Genomic DNA, 19,987 nt, shown 5'->3' on the forward strand with positions numbered 1-19,987 from the left:
AGCTCGTCCATATCGCCTTCGGCGTGTTCAAACATAAAACACCCTATGATCCAGCCCTGGCTGCTCAAAATGCTTGATTGTCCAGACGGTATCTACGCGCGTTGCTTACATCCGCCCGAGATGCATGCCGGCGTCGAGCAGCAGCGTTTCGCCGGTGGTGATGGCAGCACCCGCGGCGAAATAGGCGATCGACTCGGCCACGTCTTCCGGCGTGCACACACGCGCCAGGGGCGAGTTGGCTTCGAGGCGCTCGATCATCGCGGTGTAGCGTTTTTCGCCCAGGCCTTCGGCCAACCAGCTACCGCGCACGAATCCCGGGCAGACAGCGTTCACGCGAATGGCCGGGCCGAGCGCGCGCGCCAGCGATTTGGTCATGGTGATCAGCGCGCCCTTGGAGGCGGCATAGGCGATCGAACTGCCAAAGCCCATCACGCCGGCGATAGAGGCCACATTCACGACGCTGCCCGTACCGGCGGCCTGCATCGCAGGCGCGACCGCGCGCACCATCTGGTAAGCGCCGACCGTATTCACGGCATAGAGATCCTGGAAATCCTGTGCGCTCAGGCCTTCGAGATTTTCATGCGCACAGAAACGGGTCGTGCCGGCGTTGTTGACCAGCGCATCGATACGGCCCCAGCGATCGAGCGCGGCGTCGGCCAGACCGCGACAATCGGCGTCCTCGGCGACATTGGCCTGCATAACGAGGGTATCGGCCCCCGAGGCTTGGCATTCGCTGGCGACCTGCTGGGCGGCGTCCGCGCTGCGTGAATAGTTGATGACGACGTTGTAGCCGCGTTCGGACAGCAGGCGGGCAGTGGCCGCGCCGATACCGGAGGAAGAGCCGGTGATGAGGGCGACGGGGCGTTCGTTGGGCATGCGCTGTTTCCTTGAGCAGGCCGCGCATGGTCAGGTGAGTCGGGCGCGGCGTGAATCCACGCCGCAGCATAGCCGATACTAGGAATCGAGTTGCCGATGGGCCGTGCGCTGGATGGTTTCCACCATCGAATACAGCCCGTTGCGGCGATTCATGGTGATGTGCTGTTCGAGGTTGAGATCGGCGAATACCTGGTTGATATCGATATCGGCGATTTCGCGCGGGGTCTTGTCGGAATAGATCATCAGCAGCACGCCGATGAGCCCGCGCACGATATGCGCATCCGAGTCGCCGCGAAAATGCAGCCGGTCGTCGTCGCTTTCGTCGGCCACCAGCCACACCTGGCTCATACAGCCGCGTACCCGCGTGGCCTCGTTGCGTTCTTCGTCGGCCAGCGGCTCAAGCTTGCGGCCCAGATCGATGATGAAGCGATAGCGCTCCTCCCAGTCGGGCAGCATCTCGAACGTGGCCTTGAGTTGCTCGATCTGTGTATCCATGGACTCGGGGCGCGCCGGTATGAGTGTTACCCCAAGGGTTGGGTCGGCACGACCTCCAGTCAAGCCATGAATCAAGGATGACGCTTTGAACGCGACCGGTTCAGGGCGCGGTCCGGGACAACGTTGTGCTTGGTCAGCCCTTGATTGATGGCCAGACGCACGAGATCGGCAACACTGTCGGCCGCCAGTTTGTGCTTTATTCGCAGCACATAGTTGGATACCGACTTGTGGCTCAACGACAGGGTCTGTGCGATCTGCGGGTTGCTGTGGCCATCGACGAGCAGCTGAAATACCTCGAACTCGCGCGCGGAAAGCGCTTTCACGGGGTTGTCGTGTATCGACAGCTCGCTCAACGCGATCGCCTGGGCAATGTCCTGGCTGAGATAGATCGAACCCTTGAGCACTTTCTCGATGCCTTCCAGCAGGCTCTGTGGTGGGCTGGTCTTGGTGATGTAGCCCATGGCGCCGGCCTTGAGCGCACGCGTCGCATAGGTCGGATCGTCGTGCATGGTGAACACCAGCACGGCGGTACGCGTGTCGTGGGCGTGCACGCGCCGCACGAGTTCGAGACCGCCCATATTGTCCATCGACAGATCCAGCACGATCACGCGCGGCGACTCGGCCAGAAACAATCGCCATGCTTCCTCACCCGATGCGGCTTCATGCGTGACGTGGTAGTCGCCGTGCGCGAGCAGTTCGCGGCACCCGCGCCGCACGATTTCGTGGTCGTCCACCAGCAGTATCGATGTAGTCATAGCTGAGCTTCGGCTTGCGGTCAGGGTGGCCGTCGCAGCCACCGTTTTCGTCACCATGCTAGCCAAGAGGTCGCTGGGACTTTCTCCCGTAATGACGTTGCCCGCGCTTGTTCGTATGGCGGTGATCTGGGGCGTGTCGAGGCGCCTGTCGGGTTCTTGCCAGGCGCTGTTGGCCGCAGCGATATCCCCTGTTGCCCTGGCAAGCCTTGTGTACTGGTAAGCGGCGGGAAGATATCCCAACACGCCAAGAACAATAGCCGTCCGAAATGGGAAACGATTCAACAAGATCGGTGAGTTTCGGCCGTATCGGCGAATCGGCCGTTGCTCTATACCTAGTAAAGCGTCATCGCGGTCGTCGCGAGATGAAAAAACAAAGCAAAACAATAAGTGCAATGAGGAGATCAGCACATGGCACGAGCAAGGCGTACGTCGATACGCCAGGGCTGTTTTGCCCTGGCCACGGTATCAGTCTGTGTAGCAGCGGTACCCGCCACGGCACAGCAAAGCCAGGGCGACAAACTAAACGAACTGTCCCAGAGCGAAGAAAACTGGGTCATGCAGTGCAAGAACTATGACTGCAACCACTTCAGTGAATCCACGCAGGTCAACACCGAAAACGTACAGAATCTGACCCCGGCCTGGTCGTTCTCCACCGGCGTACTCAACGGCCATGAAGGCGCGCCGATCGTCGTCGACGGGATGATGTACATCAACGGGCCGTATCCGAACAACGTCTTCGCCCTCGATCTGGACGATCCGAACCGGATCGTGTGGCAGTACAAGCCCAAGCAGGATCCGGCTGCACGCTCGGTGGCCTGCTGCGACGTGGTCAACCGCGGGCTGGCCTACTATCCGGGCGACGGCGATACGCCACCTCTGGTCATCGAAACGCTGCTCGACGGCCATCTGCTGGCGCTCAACGCCGAGACCGGCGAACAGTACTGGAAGCTCGAAGTCATGGATCCGTCGGTCGGCCAGACGCTCACGCAGTCGCCGTACGTGGTCAAGGACAAGGTGATCGTCGGTTCCTCCGGCGCGGAGCTCGGTGTTCGCGGCGTGGTGACCGCATTCAACGTCAAGACCGGCGAACAGGAGTGGCGTGCCTATGCCACCGGCCCGGACGAAGACCTGCTGCTCGCCGACGATTTCAATATCAACAACCCCCAGTATGGCCAGAAGGATCTGGGCACCAAGACCTGGGAAGGCGATGCCTGGAAGATCGGCGGCGGCACCAACTGGGGCTGGTATGCCTACGATCCGGAAGAAGAGCTGTTCTATTACGGCTCGGGTAACCCGGCGCCCTGGAACGAGACCATGCGCCCGGGCGACAACAAGTGGACGATGACCATCTTCGGTCGCGATCTGGAAACCGGCGAAGCCAAGTTCGGCTACCAGAAGACGCCGCACGACGAATGGGACTATGCCGGCGTCAACGTCATGATGCTCTCCGAACAGGAGATCGACGGCAAGAAGCGCAAGCTGCTGACCCATCCGGACCGCAACGGCATTCTCTACAGCCTCGACCGGACCAACGGTGACCTGGTGCGAGCCGACAAGATGGACGACACCGTCAACTGGGTGAAGCACGTCGATATGGAGTCCGGCCAGCCGGTACGCGACCCCGAGTACGGCACCCGGATGGATCATCGTTCGAAGGATATCTGCCCCTCGGCCATGGGTTATCACAACCAGGGTGTGGACTCCTACGACCCGAACCAGCAGCTGTTCTTCATCGGCATGAACCACCTGTGCATGGACTGGGAGCCCTACATGCTGCCCTACCGGGCCGGTCAGTTCTTCGTGGGCGCCAATGTATGGACCTATCCGGGCCCGAAGGGCAATCGCGAAGAAGGCACCGGCTCCGGTCAGGTCAAGGCGTATGACGCCAAGACCGGCGACTTCAAATGGGAAGTCATGGAGCGGTTCGCGGTCTGGGGCGGCACCACGGCAACCGCCGGCAACCTCGTCTTCTACGGCACGCTGGATGGCTTCATCAAGGCACGCGATTCGCGTACCGGCGAGCTGCTATGGAAGTTCAAGCTGCCCTCCGGCGTAATCGGGCACCCGATCACCTACATGCATGACGGCACCCAGTACGTCGGTATCAATTATGGCGTCGGTGGCTGGCCGGGCGTGGGGCTGGTCTTCGATCTGAACGATCCGTCGGCCGGTTTGGGTGCGGTGGGCGCGTTCAAGGAACTGGCCAACCATACCCAGATGGGCGGCGGTTTCATTGCCTTCTCGCTGGATGGCAAGAGCCCGTATACGAAGGACATTCAGACCGGCGAGTACCAGGTGCAGAGCGCCTCCGCCGGCGACGATCGACAGGCCAGCAATTGATTCTGGCCCGATGACCTTAGGGGCGGCGGGTGTTGTGGCCCGCCGTCCTTCTCTCTTATCGATCGGAGTGTTCGAGCATGACAGCTACAGGCAAGTTGCTGAGTCTGGCTGCGGTGTCCGCCATCGTGGTCACAGCGTCCGCCCAGGTATCCGCGGCCGAGCCGCTGCGTATCTGTGCCGCCAAGAACGAGTTGCCATTTTCCGCGAGCGACGGCAGTGGTTTCGAAAACCGGATCGCCGAAATCGTGGCAAAGGAAATGGGGCGTGAGGCCGAATTCGTATGGGCCGACGACCCGGGCATCTATCTGGTGCCCAACTATCTTAACCAAGACAAGTGCGATGTGATCACGGGCGTGGATGCAGGCGACCCGCGTGTGGCCACCACCGAGGCCTATTACCGCTCAAGCTATGTATTCATCTATCCCGAAAATGACGGTGTGACGGTCACCGACTGGGACAGCCCGGATCTGGCCCGGATGACGCGCTTTGCGGTATCGCCCTACAGCCCCGTCGAGCCGAAGCTGCGGGACATGAACAAGTGGGACGACAACCTCAACTACATGTACTCGCTGATCGGCTTCAAGTCGCGACGCAACGAGTACGTCCGTTATGACCCCGAAAAGATGATTTCGGAAGTCGTCGATGGGGAAGCTGACATCGCCATTCTCTGGGGCCCGGAAGCCGCCCGCTATGTCGAGGCCAGCGACGAACCCCTGACCATGAACATCGTGCCGGATACCCGCACGCGCCGTGATGAAACGCTGGAATTCAGCTATGGCCAGTCCATGGCCACGCGCGAAGACGATACGCAGCTGCGCGATGCGCTCGAGCAGGCATTGCAATCCGGCCGCGACGAAATTCATGCGGTATTGGTCGACGAGGGATTTCCGTTGCTTGACCAAGACAAGGCGGCGCAGTCAGGGCAGGCCCCGGTACAGCGCAAGGGAGAATCGTCCTGATGCGTTATGGCAGATATCGAATATTGGCTGCGGCCGCGCTCGTGCTGGCCGGCGTCGCCACACTCGCCGGCGCTGCACAGACCTTTCGTAACACCCTCGACGGTCAGGTACTGGATTTGTCCAAGGCCGAAGTGGGCGACAACCCGGACGCGGTCGAGCAGTTCGTAAAGACCGGCAAGAACCCACTCAACGGCAACGACGAAGCTGTGCAGAAGGGCAAGGATGAGTTTCTGGTCGCTTGTGCCGGCTGCCATGGCCATCACGCCAAGGGCAAGATCGGGCCGTCGCTGGTCGACGACTACTGGACCTACGAAACCAACATGACCGACGCCGGCCTGTTTTCCACCATTTTCGGTGGCGCCCGAGCCCAGATGGGACCTCACTACATGTCGATGAGCAAGACCGAAATGCTCGAGACCATGGCCTATATCCGGAGCATCTATGAAGGCAAGGCCTCCAAGGCGAAGTGGCTGACGCTGGAAGAAAAGAAGGCGTTGCTCAAAAAGCGCAAGGCAGACGCCGCGGCCGGCGACGACGCGGGCTGATCAAAGCGCACGGGAAAAAAGCCCAGGCGATAACAAAAAAGGAGATACCAACATGCGTAAACGCAATCTGATCATCGGCACCGTGGTCGTGACCCTCGGTGGCGCTATGGGAATCGGTACGGCGCTCGCCTACGACGGCACCAACTGCAGCGAGCCCGGGGTGTGCTGGGAGCCCAAGCCCGGCTATCCGGACAAGATCGAAGGCAGCAAGTACGACCCGAAGCACAGCGAAAGCGAGCTCAACAAGCAGCAGGAATCCATTCAGGGCATGGAAAAGCGCAACGCCATGCGCGTCGAGCATTTCAAGAAAACCGGTGAATGGATCAACGACGCCGATGAACTGGAACTCCAGCAGTCGATGAACGAAGACGAGCAAAGCTAGCGTTGCGCGCGTGAGCGAGCCGTGGCCGCAGGCGCGTCTGGCGTTTGCGGTGACCTCCATGCGTCGGCTAGAAGCCGTCGCTGACCATCGGAACGCCCGGGATGAATGACGACAATCAGCTCGCCGACTGGCGTGCGCGGGCGCTTCGCCTGTCCGACCAGGTCAACGCGGTCATGATGGGGCAGGAGCGCGCGGTTCACCTGATGCTCATTGCCGTGTTCGCACGCGGCCATGTCTTGCTCGAAGGCGATGTCGGCGTGGGCAAGACCACCCTGTTGCGGGCGATGGCGCGCGGCCTGGGCGGCGGCTACGAACGTCTTGAAGGCACGGTCGACCTGATGCCGTCCGATATGGCCTATCACACCTTCATCGACGAGCAGGGGCGCCCGCGGGTCGAACCGGGGCCAGTGCTACGCCACGGCGAGGCGCTGGCCACCTTCTTTTTCAATGAGATCAACCGGGCCCGCCCGCAGGTGCACTCGCTGCTGCTGCGGCTCATGGCCGAGCGCACGATGCATGCCTTCAACCGCGAATACTGCTTTCCGCATCTGCTCGTGTTTGCCGACCGCAACCGTATCGAGCGCGAAGAAACATTCGAACTGCCGGCGGCCGCGCGCGACCGTTTCTTTATGGAAATCGGCATCGCAGCGCCTGCCGATCGCGATGCGCTACGCGCGCTCATGTTCGATACGCGCTACCACGATGCCGATACGCTGATTGCCCAGGTCGAGCCGGGGCTGCTCGACTACACCGCGCTGAATGCGTTCTCGCAGACGCTTCAGCAAGCGATAACCGTCAGCGAAACATTGCAGAACTACGCGCTCGATCTGTGGCAGGCGATCCGTGCGCCGGCCGCCCACGGCATCGCGCTCGACGATGTGGATATCGATGCGCTGGTCGCCGGCGGCGGCAGTCCGCGCGGCATGAGCATGATGATCCGCGCCGCGCGTGTGAACGCCTGGCTGGCCGGCCGCGACATGGTCGTGCCCGAGGATATCCGTGCCGTCTTGCTCGAAACGACCGGGCATCGCATCTTTTTCAACCCGGTCTACGAAATCCGCCGTGACGAGATCATCGGGCGGCTGATCACCGCCGCCGTCGAACGCGTGGCAGCACCGTGAGCGACGCGGGCCAGCGCGCGCAGGAATTCATCTATCGCGTCCCCTGGCCGGCGCGTGGCATGCGCCCCGGCATGCATATCAGTCGTCGTGCCGGTATGGGGCAGTTGTTCTCGGGCTATGCATCGCTGCTGGATTATCCCGACCCGCGCCGCCTGGACCTGCGTGCCAGCGTGCGCGACCCGTTCGGCATGCTCTATACGCGGGTATATCGCCAGCGCAGCGCCATCAATGTGATCGTGGTGGCCGATCTGTCGGCGTCCATGCGTTTTGCCGACAAGCAGCGCTTTGTAATCGACTGTGTCGACAGCGTGGCGCGCTCGGCGCACAGCGGCGGCGATGCCTTCGGATTCGTCGGCATCGGCCAGGCTGCATCGCGTGGCCGCGGCAATGCGCCGACCCACCGCGAGGCGTTCTATTGGCCGGCAAGTTTTCGCCGCGGCGGAGTCGACGACATACTGGGCCGGTTGGCCGAGCCGTTACCGCTGGGCGCTGCAGTCGACGACGAACCGGCCTTGGCCGAACGCCTGCCGCAACGCCGTGCGCTGGTGTTTCTGGTATCGGATTTCCACTGGTCGACCGAGCGTCTCGCGCGCATTCTTGCGCAGCTGGCAGGCCACGACGTGGTGCCGGTGGTGGTCTGGGATGCCCGTGAGTATGCCGATCTGCCGCGGCGCGGGCTGGTGCATCTGGTCGATCCCGAAACGGGGCGCCGGCGCACGCTATGGATGCGGCCGGCCCTCGCAGACAAATGGCGTACGGCCTATGCCGAGCGCCGCGCCGAACTCACCCGGCGTTTCACCCGCAACGGGCGTGCGCCCCTGTTCGCCGGCCGACAATTCTCGGCGAACGCCTTTACCGATTACTTCCTGCGCGCCGCATGAGCGTTCGGCCGCGTTTGATTGTCGGCTTGTTCGGCGTGATCGCGACGCTGTCGATATCAAGCGCCGTCGTCGCTCAGCCGCGCCCGGCGATCGGGCTGTCCATCGACGAGCCGCGCGCCTATGGCCATGTCGTAGGCGATCATATCCAGCGCACGCTGCGCCTGCAGTTGCCGGACGGCTTTCAGCTTGAACGCGCATCGCTGCCCAGCGTCGGCGCGCAATCGTATTGGCTCGAGCTTGCCGTGGTGGATATTCGGGCTGCGGCGTCCTCTGCGGGGCCGGTTGTCGTCAGGCTCGACTATCAACTGTTCTATGCGCCGCTGCAGGCTACGCGCCGCGAGTTGCCGGCCTTGGACTTGGCAGCCGCCAATGCCGCGGGCGAGCGAATCACACGGCGCGTACCGGCCTTCGCGTTCACCATGTCCCCCATTCTGGAACTTGACCCGGATGCGGGGTTCGGCGACCCCGATAACGATCTGCTGCTTGCCGATGCCATGCCGGTGCGCCCGGCGGTGGCCGGGCCGCGTCGGGCCACTTTCGTCGGTCTGGCGATAACACTATTCGCGCTGCTGATCTGGGTCTGGGCCGCGGGCTATCTGTCGGCAAGCGCGCGCGGGCCGTTTGCCAGAGCGCGCGTCAGTCTGCGCCGCCAGCGCCGAGCGCATGAGCCGCCCGAGGTGGCAAAGGCGCTGCGTACCGTGCATCGGGCCTTCGATGAAACAGCCGGCCAGGCCGTGTTTGCCGACGACCTCGATGCATTCATCGCAGCGCATCCGGTATTTGCCGATCTGGTCGACGACATCGGCGCATTCTTCGATTTCTCGCGTCGTTACTTCTTTGCGGGCGCCGCGCCGGCGGACGGCGACAATCACGCGCTGATCGATCGTCTCGAGCGTCTGGTGCAAGGCTGTCGAAAGCGCGAGCTCAAGGCATGAATATCGGTGTCGACATGCCGCTCGTGCTGCTGGGATTGCTGTTGGCGCTCCTGCCGTGGTGGCGCCAGCCGGTGGCCACAAGCGAAGCAGCGTCGTTGATGACCGTGCCGGCCGATCGATTTTCCCGGCTGCTGGATTGGGCACTGCGCGCCGCGGCGTCGCTGGCGATCGCGGCGATGGTGTTGGCGCTGGCGCGCCCGTTCGTCGGCGCGCAGCGTGTCGAAAAGGTCGCACGCGGCGCGCATATCGTGCTTACGCTCGATCGCAGCCTGAGCATGGATCAGACCTTTGCCGGGCGTAACCCGCGCGGTGGTGACGAATCCAAGAGCGAAACCGCGCGCCGATTGCTCAACGCCTTCATCGGTGAACGTAAGCATGATCTGTTCGGCGTCGTCGCGTTCAGTACTCGGCCGATGGCGGTTCTGCCGCTGTCGGACGATCGGGTAGCGGCACGGGCCGCCGTCGACGCGGCGGCAACGCCGGGCCTGGCGTTCACGAATGTTGCCGACGGGTTGTTCATGGCGCTGTCGTATTTTCGCGAGCGTCGTGCCAGCGCCTCGCGAGCGATTGTGCTCATCTCGGACGGTGCCGCCGAGATCGACTTCCGTAGCGCCGAACGCCTGCGCGCTCAGTTCGCGGCCTACGATGCATCGCTGTACTGGGTGTTTCTGCGTACGGCCGGCAGCCCCGGGCTTTTCGATAAACCCAAGGACGCGCGCAACGATAACGCCAAGGCCATGCCCGGGCGCTATCTGCATAAGTTCTTTCAGACATTGCAAGTGCCCTATACGCCTTACGAGGCGGATGATCCGCAAGCGCTGGCGCAGGCGATTGCCGATATCGATCGGCTGGAAACACAGCCGCTGGTCTATACCGAGCGCATCCCGCGCCGGGATATGAGCGGCGTCGCGTACGTTATTGCAGCGCTTTTGCTGCTGGTGGGCGTGCTGGCCAAGGCCGCTGAACGCAGGCTCGCCGCATGAGCAGGTCGCGGCTACTGGAAGGGCTGGCGTTAACCGCGGCCGCCTGTGCGCTGGCCGTTACCGTCTGGCAGGGGCTGGTCTGGTACGACCACGCGCGCGATCAAAGCCGTATTGCCGCCGCGCTGGCGCATCAAAAGGTTGCGATCACGCCGGACACCGGGCTGCAGGTGCTGTTTGCCGAAGGTTATGCCCAGGCACGGTTGCGGCGCTACCGCGAGGCCAGCGCGGCGTATCGCGCCGTCTGGAACCGTACCTATGGCGCCGATGGGCGCGACCCGGACGGGCTGGCCGCACGCAGCCGCTACAACCTCGGCAATCTCTATGCACGGCGTTCCGTGGCCGCCGCGCAAAACCTCGACATCGACAGCGCGCGCACCATGGCCGAGCTGGCCAAGCAGGCCTATCGCGATGCGCTGCGTGCCGCGCCGGACTACTGGCCGGCGAAGCACAACTTCGAGGCCGCCCAGCGTCTGGTCCGGGATCTGCCCACACACGAGGGCGAAGCGCCGACCGACGCCGAGGCCAAGCCGGATGTCTGGTCGCAAATGCCTGGCTTTCCCCGAGGCCTACCGTGATCGAGCGGGCCTGTCTTGCCGACTGGCGCTTCTGGGCACTGCTGTGCGCCCTTGTGCTGGCGACGGCCACTTTCGTGGTGCCGCGTTGGCCCTTGCAGCAACGGGTCTACAGCACCCTGTTCGTGATCGATATCACCCGCAGCATGAACATCGCGGACTATCGGGTGGCCGGTGAACCGGTGACGCGTCTGAACCGCGCCAAGGCGGCAGTCTCGGCAACGATTGCGCGTCTGCCCTGTGGCTCGCGGGCCGGACTGGCGCTGTTTACCGAGCGCACGGTCAATATCACCCTCATGCCGCTCGAGGTCTGTGCCCATTTCAACAGTCTGCAAGCCAGCATCGACCAGATCGACTGGCGCATGGCCTGGGCGGCGGATAGCAACGTCAACCGGGGGCTGGTCGACGGCATGGAAAAGCTGCGCGCGCTGCGGGGCCAGGCCGGCATCGACGACACTGCCAGCCTGGTCATGCTCACCGACGGCCACGAGGCGCCGCCGGTGAATCCACGCTACGAGCCGGATCCGGCGTTGCTGGTGCCGGGCCGAAAGAAAGACGCGCCCGGTGCGCCGCCCGCCGACAGCGCGCCGTTGCATGGCCTGCTCGTGGGGGTGGGCGGTTATACGCCGGTGCCGATTCCCAAGTACAACGCCGAGGGCGAACGCATCGGTGTCTACGACGAGGACGATGTGCCGCAGGCCGCCAATTTCGGTCAGCCGGCCAATCCCGACGCCATCGAAGGCTATGTACCCCGCAACGCGCCGTGGGGGCGCGCGGCCAAGAACGGCACCGAACATCTGTCGGCCGTGCGCGAAACACACTTGCAGGACATGGCTGAAAAAGCCGACTTCGGCTATGTCCATCTCGATGACGATGCCGAGCTCTACGCCCGGATCACGCCGCCCGCCTGGGCCGATGTGCAGACCCGCGATACCGATATTCGCTGGCTGCTGGGCATGGCGGCACTGCTGCTGGCCGTATGCGTACCGCTGGCCACGCTGGTCGGCGATCTGCGTTGGCGCCGGCGGTTTGTGCGCTTACCCCAACCCTGACTCAAAACCACCACAAGGAAAGACCCATGACCCGATCCCAACACCTGCTGCAATTCCTGCTGATCGTGCTGGCGCTCGCGCTGCCGGGCGCCGCCCTGGCACATGGCCCGACGCCGCAAAAGGCCCAGGAGACGATCCATATCGACGCCGCACCGGCCGAGGTCTGGAAAATCGTCGGCGACCTATCCGCGTTTGCGGACTGGCAGCCGCAGCTGGCGGCGGTCCATGCCAGCGAAGGCAATGACGAAATCGCCGACAAGGTCGGCGCCGAGCGTGTGCTCGTATTCGCCGATGGCGGCGGCGAAATCACCGAAAGCATGGATGAATACAAGCCCGAGGAGCACTACCTCGGCTATCGGCTGCTCAAGGAAGATCCATCGGTTTTTCCGGTGAGTTTCTATACCGCCACCATCGATATCACCGCGGCTGACGGCGGTAGCGATGTGACCTGGCTGGCGCGTTTCTATCGCGGCGATACGGGTAATTTTCCGGCCGACGATCAGAACGACGAGGCGGCCCAGAAAGCGATTCACGATTTCTTCAAGCAGGGACTGGAAGCGCTCAAGGCCCAGGTCGAGGGCAACGGCTGATGCGAGCGCTCGCCGCGCTGGCGCTCGCCGTTGCGGCGCTGCTGCCTGGCCCGCTAGCGGCAGCCGATGCCTGGATGACAGTACAGGCCGCCAATGCCGTGGTGCGTATCGATACACAAACGCGCCGTATCGCTGCCCGGATCGAAGTGGCGCACGGGCCGGTGGGCGTGGCCGTGGGGGCTGATCGCGTCTATGTCACGCATCCGGAAAGCGGCCAATTGACGGTCATCGATCGCGCCAACGGCACAGTGGCCGAGGTTTGGCCGATTGGCGGAGAGCCTTTTGGTGTTGCGCTTTCTGAGCCTGCTGGGCGTGTCTATGTCACCGACTGGGCGGGCGATTGTGTCGATGTCTACGACGCGGCGAACGGCGATCGCATGGCCCGCGTGGCGGTCGGTACGGCCCCTGCCGGGGTCGCGGTCACGCCCGATGGTGGCCATGTGCTCACTGCCAATCGCGAAAGCGACAGCGTGTCGATCATCGATACCGCCACGAACACGGTGCGTGCCAGCGTTAATGTAGGCACGGCGCCGTTTGCACTGATCACCGGCGCGCACGGAAAGCGCGCCTATGTGGCCAACGTGCGCAGCGACGATATCAGCGTGATCGATATCGCCGCAGGCGAAACGGTCGCACGGATATCAACCGGCCTGTTTCCCTACGGTATGGCTTTGGCCGATTCGGACCGGACCTTGCTGGTAAGCGAACAAAGAGCCGGGGTGCTGGCCCGCTTCGATGTCGCCACGGGCAAACGCCGGGGCGAGATCGCGGTGGGTGGCCAGCCCGACGGCGTGGCGGTCGATCCAAAGACCGGGCGCGCCGTGGTGGCGAACTGGTTCGACGACACCGTGTCGGTGGTCGATCTGGCTGACCCGCAAGAGCAGGCCGTGCTCGATGTCGGCGCGGGCCCGCGTGGATTCGGCCGTTTCATTCATTGAAATCAGCGTGGTTTCGCCGAGTCTCGTTTGGTGCCGGTGGCGCCGTGCTCGATCGTGCGCTATCGCAGCCGGCTCCGCCCCGCGTTTTCGTGGACTGCAACGCGTGCGACGATTGAACCCGGTCGACGGCTGCATTTTATTGGACGGGTAGGTGGGTTGATCCACAGCCTTCGTTCGCATGGCACGCAAAGGAGGCCAACGTGATACGCACTCGGCGTATTTCCTTGAAAGGGCGACTTCTGGCGATCGTCGCCGGCATTCTGGGGTTGGGCCTGGTCGGCGGCGCGACCATCATTCTGCATAACGCCCGCCAGGCCACGCTCGAGGAGATTCAGGCCAATCTGGATTTCAGCCAGCGGTTGGTCGGTTTTCTCATGGCCGACCTGAGCAGCCCGCGTACGCCGGATGCACTGGCGGTATTGTCGCGCGCGTTCGAGGATTTGCGCCATGTCCAGGTCGAGATCGAAAGTCCGGCGGGTCAATGGCGCTCGCTGACGCCGGCGTCCTCGACAGATCCGGCCCCCGATTGGTTCGAACGGCTCATCGTGCCGCCGACGCATGAGTTCGCCACCATTCGGTTTGCCAGCGGTGGGGAGCTTGGGCGTATCCGTATCACCGCCCGTACCGAAGACGAAATCGCCGAGGTCTGGCGGGATGTCTTCGATCTGTTCTGGCTGGCGGTCTGGATTCTCGCGAGTGTCTGTGTGCTGACTTATCTGGGGCTATGGTTCGGCCTCAAACCGCTGCGCGACCTGCATGCGGGTTTCGAACGTCTTGAAGCCGGGGACTTCAGTGCGCCGGTGTGTGGCCCGGCGGTTGCCGAACTCGCCGATACGCAGGTCAAGTTCAATCATGTGGTGGGCGTGCTGCGCGACGCCACGCAGCAACGCCGGCTGTTGACCCAGAAACTGGTCGGCATGCAGGAAGAAGAACGCCGCGCGATCGCGCGCGAGCTGCACGACGAGATGGCGCCGTATCTGTTCGGCATTCGTACCGATGTGCAGGCGATGAGCTGGGCGCTCGGGCGCGACGATAAGGACAGTGCCCTCCAACGCGTGACCGCGATTCAGGAGCATGTCGGCCTGCTTCAGCAGCGTATCAAGCGTTTGCTCAATCGCCTGCGGCCCGCAGTACTCGACGATTTCGGCCTGCGCGACTCGTTGTCTTATCTGGTCGAGGACTGGCAGACGCGCCTGCCCGATATCGATTGGCAACTCGATATGGGGGCGTTCGACGACGAGCTCGACGATGCCGTGCGGGTGACGGCGTATCGCGCGGTACAGGAATGCCTGACCAATATCGCCCGGCATGCGCAGGCCCGTCACGTGCAGGTCAGTCTGCATATGACCGGCGAGGGCGACGAGCGCGGTCTGGCGATCAAGGTCGTGGACGACGGACGCGGCATGCGCGAAGACACGCCGCTCGGCCTCGGGCTGACCGGCCTGCAGGAACGGGTGGCCGCGCTCGGTGGACGCTTTCGATTATCGCGAAACGGCAGCCGCGGTGTGGCGTTGTCGTTATTCGTGCCGCTGGCCGCGTCGCCCGTTGCGCCGCCGGCGCGCTAGACTGGCTGGGCCATGACATCGAAAAGCGCCATCACATCGACGCGTGCGGCCATACGCTGGCTATTCGTACGCCTGCTGCAGCTGCCGATCGTGATCTATCGCTATACGCTGTCACCGTTGCTGGGGCCGCGCTGTCGCTATATGCCCAGCTGCTCGGCCTATGCGTTGGAAGCGCTACAGGTACACGGGCCGATTCGTGGCTCCTGGCTGGCGTTTCGGCGTATCACGCGGTGCCATCCGCTGCGTGAAGGGGGGTTCGATCCGGTGCCGCCGGCCCGCGACAGGCGTTGACAAAGCCCGCGCCCGATGCATGGGGCGCACGCAGGGTTTATGATGTCGCGCTTTGACTGCCAAGCCCGCCTTAATCGACGCCTCGCCCATGACCGGTTTCACCGAACACAAGCCGCTGGATCTGTCTGCACTGGACGGCGATATCCGCCGCTGGTGGGATCAGGAAGACGTTTTCGAGGCCAGCACCGCCGCGCGTGCCGATGGCCCGACCTTCACCTTTTATGAAGGCCCGCCCACGGCCAACGGTCGGCCGGGTATTCACCACGTGCTCGGGCGCACGATCAAGGACACCTTCTGTCGCTACAAGACGATGCGTGGCTATCGGGTCGATCGCAAGGCCGGCTGGGATACCCACGGCCTGCCGGTCGAAATCGAGGTGGAAAAGGAACTCGGCCTGTCCTCGCGTGAGGACATCGAGAACTACGGCATCGCCGAGTACAACGCCGCCTGTCGCGAGTCGGTACTGCGTTACAAGACCCAGTGGGACGAGCTGACCCGGCGCATCGGCTTCTGGGCTGATCTCGATTCGCCCTATGTCACCTTTTCCAACGAATACATCGAATCGGTGTGGTGGCTGCTCAAGCAGCTCCACGAACAAGGCCTGCTCTACAAGGGCCACAAGGTGCACTGGTATTCGCCGGGCTCGGGCACCGTGTTGTCCTCGCACGAGGTCAGCCTCGGTTACAAGGAAGTCCAGGACCCCTCGATCACGGTCAAGTTTTTCCTCGAAGACGAGCCGGACGTGGCAATCCTGGCGTGGACGACCACGCCCTGGACCATGCCGTCCAACGTCGCACTCGCGGTCGGGCCGAAGATCGAATACGCCAAGGCGCGTGCCGAGGATGGATCGGTCTATATCGTGGCCAAGGACTGCGTGGCCGCCACACTGGGCGAGCACGCCGAAATTCTGGATACCTTCGGTGCCGATGCGCTCATCGGCAAGCGCTACAAACCGCCTTATGATTGCTTTGCCGAGCATCCGGAGGCCGATAACGCCTGGCGCGTGATCGCGGCCGATTTCATCACCACCGACGACGGTACCGGCATCGCCCACGAAGCCCCGGCCTTTGGCGCCGACGACTTCCGGGTGACCACGGCCGAGGGCATGCCGGTGTTCAATCCGATCGAGCGCGACGGCCATTTTCAGGCCGATTTCCCGCTGGTCGGCGGGCTCTGGTTCAAGGATGCCGACAAGCCGGTCGCACGCGATCTCAAGGAGCGCGGCCTGCTGTTCTCGCAACAGGTGACCGTGCATAACTACCCGCACGACTGGCGCAAGGGCACGCCCTTGATGAACTACCCGGTCGAGTCCTGGTTCGTGGCCACGCAGCAGAACAAGGACAAGCTGGTCGCCTACAACGACCGCATCAACTGGTTCCCGGCCCATGTCGGCACCGGCCGCTTCGGCGACTGGCTGGAAAACAACGTCGACTGGGCGCTCTCCAGGCATCGCTACTGGGGCACGCCGCTGCCGATCTGGGTCAACGACAACAACCCGGACGATATCGTGGTCATCGGCTCCATTGCCGAGCTGCGCGAGTATGCCGGTGATCAGGTCGCCGACGACGACAGCCTCGATCTGCACAAGCCGCAGGTCGATGCCATCACCTGGACGGCAAAAGACGGCGGCACCATGCGCCGCGTGCCCGAGATCATCGACGTCTGGTTCGACTCTGGCGCCATGCCGTTCGCGCAGTGGCACTATCCGTTCGAAAACCAGGAACGTTTCGAAGCGAACTTCCCGGCCGATTTCATCTGCGAAGGCGTGGACCAGACCCGTGGCTGGTTCTATTCGCTGCATGCCATCGGCACGCTCATCAAGGACTCGCCGGCCTACAAGAACGTCGTCGTCAACGGTCTGCTGCTGGATGCCAACGGCGAGAAGATGTCCAAGTCCAAGGGCAATACGGTGGACCCGTTCGAAGCCCTGGATACCCACGGCGCGGATGTCATCCGCTGGTACATGCTGGCCAACAGCCCGCCCTGGGATAACACCAAATATGCTGACCGCGGCCTGCGCGAAACGCGCACCAAGGTGTTCGGCACGCTGGAGAACGTGTATTCGTTCTTTGCTACCTACGCCAATATCGACGGCTTTACCGCCGATACGCCGGCACCGGCCGTAGCAGAGCGCCCCGAGCTGGATCGCTGGATTCTCTCGCGTCTGCAATCCACGGCCGCCGAAGCCTCGGCCGCACTGGACGAATACAACCCGACACGCGCCGCCCGCGCGGTCGAGCGCTTCATCGACGCGCTGTCGAACTGGTATATCCGCCGTTCGCGGGCGCGCTTCTGGGCCGGCGCACGTGCCGACGCCGGCGGTGCGGCCAGTGATGAGGCCGTCGCGGACAAGCGTGCGGCCTATCACACCACGCTGACCTGCCTGCGTGACGTCGCGGCCATGATGGCGCCGATCGCGCCCTTCTTTGCCGACTGGCTGTACGGCCAGCTTGGCCGCGAATCCGGTGCGCGGGCCTCGGTTCATCTCGCCGACTTCCCGGCGGCCGATGCCGCGCTCATCGACGCTGATCTGGAACGCCGCATGGCGCTGGCACGGGCGATCGTGGCCAACGCGCTGGCGTTGCGTAACGAAGCCGGGCTGAACGTACGCCAGCCGCTGGCCCGGATTCTTGTCGTCGAGGAAGCCGATGTGGCGCGCGCCGACGTCGACGCCATCGCCGCCATCGTGCGCGATGAGATCAACGTCGATGCCATCGAGTTCGTGGCCGGCGAGGGCGATCTGGTCAAGCGCAGCGCCAAGCCCAACTTCAAGACCCTGGGCAAACGTCTGGGCAAGAAGATGAAGGCGGTCGCCGGCGCGGTCGCCGCCCTCGACGACGACGCCATCGCGCGCTACATGCGCGACATGCGGCTCATCGTCAGCGCCGACGGCGAGGACATCGAACTCGGTGAAGGCGACCTGCTGGTATCCGCCGAGGGCGTGGAAGGCTGGCTCGTGGGCCGCGAGGATGGCGTTACGGTCGCACTTGATAGTACACTGACGGATTCACTACGCGAACGCGGGCTGGCGCGCGAAGTGATCAATCGCGTACAGCGGTTGCGCAAACAGGCCGAATTTCATGTCGCCGATCGGATTCGCGTGCAATATCACGCCGACGACGAACTGGCGAAGGCGATCGAAAGCCACAAGGCGGTGATCGCACGTGAAACCCTGGCCGAAGCGTACGAGCCGAACGCGCAGCCGTCGGGCGAGGTCGAACAGGCCTTCGATATCGACGGCGCGCAGATCACGCTAGCCCTGGCGCGCGTTTAACAACGCGCGAATCGCAACGGTTTTACTTTTTAACGATCGACAGTCGAGACAGCAGGCCATGCAGAAAGACATCCACCCCAACTATCGCCCCGTCGTATTCAAGGACATGGGCGGCGATTTCGCGTTTCTCACGCGCTCGACCATCGAGACCAACGAAACCATCGAATGGGAAGATGGCAACGAGTACCCGCTCGTCAAGCTGGAAGTCACGAGTGCGACGCACCCGTTCTATACCGGCAAGCAGAACATCATGGACACGACCGGTAAGGTCGAGCGCTTCAACCGCCGCTTTGGCATGATGAAGGGCGCCAAGAAGCAGTAACGCTTCTGGCCCCCGCGTCCGATCGCATTCGGGCGCGGCGCGTGATGCATTCAAGCCGGCCGGCGTGAAATACGCCGGCCGGCTTTTGCGTGTCCGCCATTCGCGTTTTTAGGTGGCAACTCGGGTGGCCCGGGTTGTTTCAGCGCATGGCCCCAACGGGCAACTCGGACACCCGCTGAATCTCGGCATCGTCATCCAGGGTGGCCGGGTCGGCCAGATACTGCGCGGCCATGGGCATCGCATCTGCGCCCCAGAACAGTTCGTTGCCGATCGCAAGCGTCGGCACGCCGAATACGCCGCGCGCACAGGCGTTCTCGGTTTCGACGCGCAGCTGCTGTTTGACCTCGGGCGCAGCCAACTGCGCGAGGTCGATATCTAGCGCCTGCGCCAGCCTCTGCACTACGGCCGGATCCTGCGGGTCGACGCCGGTCGTCCATAGTCCGTCGAAGATGCGGTCGATCCCCTCCGTCGTGCTGCCGGCCGCGATCGCCAGCCGCAGATACGGCAAGGGGTTGAACGGATGCGCGGCCGGCATGCGAAACGCCAGCCCGTTTTCGCGCGCATGCCAGGCACACCAGCGATAGGTCCAGCGTCGTTTCGGGTCGATTTCGGCCGGTCCCTTCTGACCGTGGTGGGCCAGCACGGCCGCAAACAGGATCGGTCGATGGGCCACCACGGCGTGCTCTCGGAATTCGTCGAGGCGCTGCCAGGCGAAATAGGCGAACGGTGATATGAAGTCGAAGTACCAGTCGATGGTGTGGGGTTTGTTCATGGGATATCCCGAATCGGCTGTGGCGCGAAATGCGAGATTAGCGGAGTCCGTGAGTTCGGCGGTGATCGTAGATCGAATCCGCGTGCGGTCTGAATCAACTGCACGGGTGAATGTCGGCTTGGGGTTTCGCGCTGCTGCGTGAGTGACTTTCATTTGCTTGTCCAAATGAAAGTAACCAAAGCAAAGGACACCCTGTCTTGCGCCGATGCTGCGCATCGGTGCCCTGCGCGGCTCCGGCGTCAAGCGGGCCAGCCGGAAACTCGCTTCGCTCAAACATCCGGCTGACTTATCCGCTTGCCGCCTCCACTGCTCGGCGCTACGCCCAAGGGACCCGAATAC

At 63.3% G+C, this 19,987-nt stretch carries 20 protein-coding genes; 16 read left to right on the plus strand and 4 right to left on the minus strand.

The features are described 5' to 3' along the window. Positions 1-105: 105 nt before the first annotated feature. The 3 genes from T5B8_RS17880 to T5B8_RS17890 all read right to left on the minus strand — a co-directional run bounded on the left by T5B8_RS17880 (position 106) and on the right by T5B8_RS17890 (position 2,126). The gene (locus T5B8_RS17880) at positions 106-876 is read right to left on the minus strand and encodes an SDR family NAD(P)-dependent oxidoreductase (protein WP_353180727.1); all 771 of its coding nucleotides are present in this window, start codon (positions 874-876) and stop codon (positions 106-108) included. A 78-nt stretch (positions 877-954) separates the two neighbouring features. Next, positions 955-1,371 carry a SufE family protein gene (locus T5B8_RS17885; protein WP_353180728.1) on the minus strand — a complete coding sequence of 139 codons (417 nt, stop codon included), beginning with the start codon at positions 1,369-1,371 and terminating at the stop codon, positions 955-957. Positions 1,372-1,442: 71 nt separating this feature from the next. Further along, positions 1,443-2,126 (minus strand): response regulator, encoded by a 684-nt coding sequence (locus T5B8_RS17890; protein WP_353180729.1) that lies wholly within the window; start codon positions 2,124-2,126, stop codon positions 1,443-1,445. Positions 2,127-2,534: 408 nt separating this feature from the next. Between T5B8_RS17890 and T5B8_RS17895 the strand changes: the two genes are divergently transcribed. The 16 genes from T5B8_RS17895 to T5B8_RS17970 all read left to right on the plus strand — a co-directional run bounded on the left by T5B8_RS17895 (position 2,535) and on the right by T5B8_RS17970 (position 18,876). After that, a complete protein-coding gene (locus T5B8_RS17895; RefSeq protein ID WP_353180730.1) occupies positions 2,535-4,466 on the plus strand; it encodes a methanol/ethanol family PQQ-dependent dehydrogenase in 1,932 nt (643 codons plus the stop codon). Positions 4,467-4,543: 77 nt separating this feature from the next. Then, complete coding sequence (gene moxJ, locus T5B8_RS17900; RefSeq protein ID WP_353180731.1) at positions 4,544-5,425, plus strand: methanol oxidation system protein MoxJ; 882 nt, start codon at positions 4,544-4,546, stop codon at positions 5,423-5,425. Next, on the plus strand, positions 5,425-5,970 hold the full coding sequence (moxG, locus tag T5B8_RS17905) for a cytochrome c(L), periplasmic (protein ID WP_353180732.1): 546 nt from the start codon (positions 5,425-5,427) through the stop codon (positions 5,968-5,970). Before moxJ ends, moxG begins: the two co-directional genes overlap by 1 nt. A 52-nt stretch (positions 5,971-6,022) precedes the next feature. Continuing rightward, positions 6,023-6,352, plus strand: a complete 330-nt coding sequence (locus T5B8_RS17910; RefSeq protein WP_502950813.1) for a methanol dehydrogenase [cytochrome c] subunit — start codon at positions 6,023-6,025, stop codon at positions 6,350-6,352. Positions 6,353-6,453: 101 nt separating this feature from the next. Next, a complete protein-coding gene (locus T5B8_RS17915; protein WP_353180733.1) occupies positions 6,454-7,473 on the plus strand; it encodes an AAA family ATPase in 1,020 nt (339 codons plus the stop codon). Continuing rightward, positions 7,470-8,354, plus strand: a complete 885-nt coding sequence (locus T5B8_RS17920) for a DUF58 domain-containing protein (RefSeq protein WP_353180734.1) — start codon at positions 7,470-7,472, stop codon at positions 8,352-8,354. The genes T5B8_RS17915 and T5B8_RS17920 overlap by 4 nt, the downstream gene beginning before the upstream one ends. After that, positions 8,351-9,289 (plus strand): nonribosomal peptide synthetase MxaA, encoded by a 939-nt coding sequence (locus T5B8_RS17925; protein WP_353180735.1) that lies wholly within the window; start codon positions 8,351-8,353, stop codon positions 9,287-9,289. The genes T5B8_RS17920 and T5B8_RS17925 overlap by 4 nt, the downstream gene beginning before the upstream one ends. Next, entirely contained in the window at positions 9,286-10,272 is a 987-nt protein-coding gene (locus T5B8_RS17930) for a vWA domain-containing protein (RefSeq protein WP_353180736.1), read from the plus strand. Before T5B8_RS17925 ends, T5B8_RS17930 begins: the two co-directional genes overlap by 4 nt. Continuing rightward, a complete protein-coding gene (locus T5B8_RS17935) occupies positions 10,269-10,847 on the plus strand; it encodes a hypothetical protein (protein WP_353180737.1) in 579 nt (192 codons plus the stop codon). Before T5B8_RS17930 ends, T5B8_RS17935 begins: the two co-directional genes overlap by 4 nt. Then, positions 10,844-11,896 carry a vWA domain-containing protein gene (locus T5B8_RS17940; protein ID WP_353180738.1) on the plus strand — a complete coding sequence of 351 codons (1,053 nt, stop codon included), beginning with the start codon at positions 10,844-10,846 and terminating at the stop codon, positions 11,894-11,896. The genes T5B8_RS17935 and T5B8_RS17940 overlap by 4 nt, the downstream gene beginning before the upstream one ends. A gap of 26 nt (positions 11,897-11,922) precedes the next feature. Further along, positions 11,923-12,486: an SRPBCC family protein gene (locus T5B8_RS17945; RefSeq protein WP_353180739.1), complete on the plus strand. Its 564-nt coding sequence runs from the start codon at positions 11,923-11,925 to the stop codon at positions 12,484-12,486. Continuing rightward, positions 12,486-13,424, plus strand: a complete 939-nt coding sequence (locus T5B8_RS17950) for a YncE family protein (RefSeq protein ID WP_353180740.1) — start codon at positions 12,486-12,488, stop codon at positions 13,422-13,424. Before T5B8_RS17945 ends, T5B8_RS17950 begins: the two co-directional genes overlap by 1 nt. A gap of 224 nt (positions 13,425-13,648) precedes the next feature. Then, complete coding sequence (locus tag T5B8_RS17955) at positions 13,649-14,989, plus strand: histidine kinase (RefSeq protein WP_353180741.1); 1,341 nt, start codon at positions 13,649-13,651, stop codon at positions 14,987-14,989. A gap of 12 nt (positions 14,990-15,001) precedes the next feature. Beyond that, positions 15,002-15,280 (plus strand): membrane protein insertion efficiency factor YidD, encoded by a 279-nt coding sequence (yidD, locus tag T5B8_RS17960; protein WP_353180742.1) that lies wholly within the window; start codon positions 15,002-15,004, stop codon positions 15,278-15,280. A gap of 88 nt (positions 15,281-15,368) precedes the next feature. Next, positions 15,369-18,554, plus strand: a complete 3,186-nt coding sequence (ileS, locus tag T5B8_RS17965; RefSeq protein WP_353180743.1) for an isoleucine--tRNA ligase — start codon at positions 15,369-15,371, stop codon at positions 18,552-18,554. A 58-nt stretch (positions 18,555-18,612) separates the two neighbouring features. After that, positions 18,613-18,876, plus strand: coding sequence for a type B 50S ribosomal protein L31 (locus tag T5B8_RS17970; protein WP_293623607.1), 264 nt, complete (start codon positions 18,613-18,615; stop codon positions 18,874-18,876). Positions 18,877-19,015: 139 nt separating this feature from the next. On the opposite strand, the gene T5B8_RS17975 is transcribed toward T5B8_RS17970, so the two are convergent. Further along, positions 19,016-19,648, minus strand: coding sequence for a 2-hydroxychromene-2-carboxylate isomerase (locus tag T5B8_RS17975; RefSeq protein ID WP_353180744.1), 633 nt, complete (start codon positions 19,646-19,648; stop codon positions 19,016-19,018). Positions 19,649-19,987: the final 339 nt, after the last annotated feature.

The sequence above is a fragment of the Salinisphaera sp. T5B8 genome, assembly GCF_040361255.1.
GTDB lineage: Bacteria > Pseudomonadota > Gammaproteobacteria > Nevskiales > Salinisphaeraceae > Salinisphaera.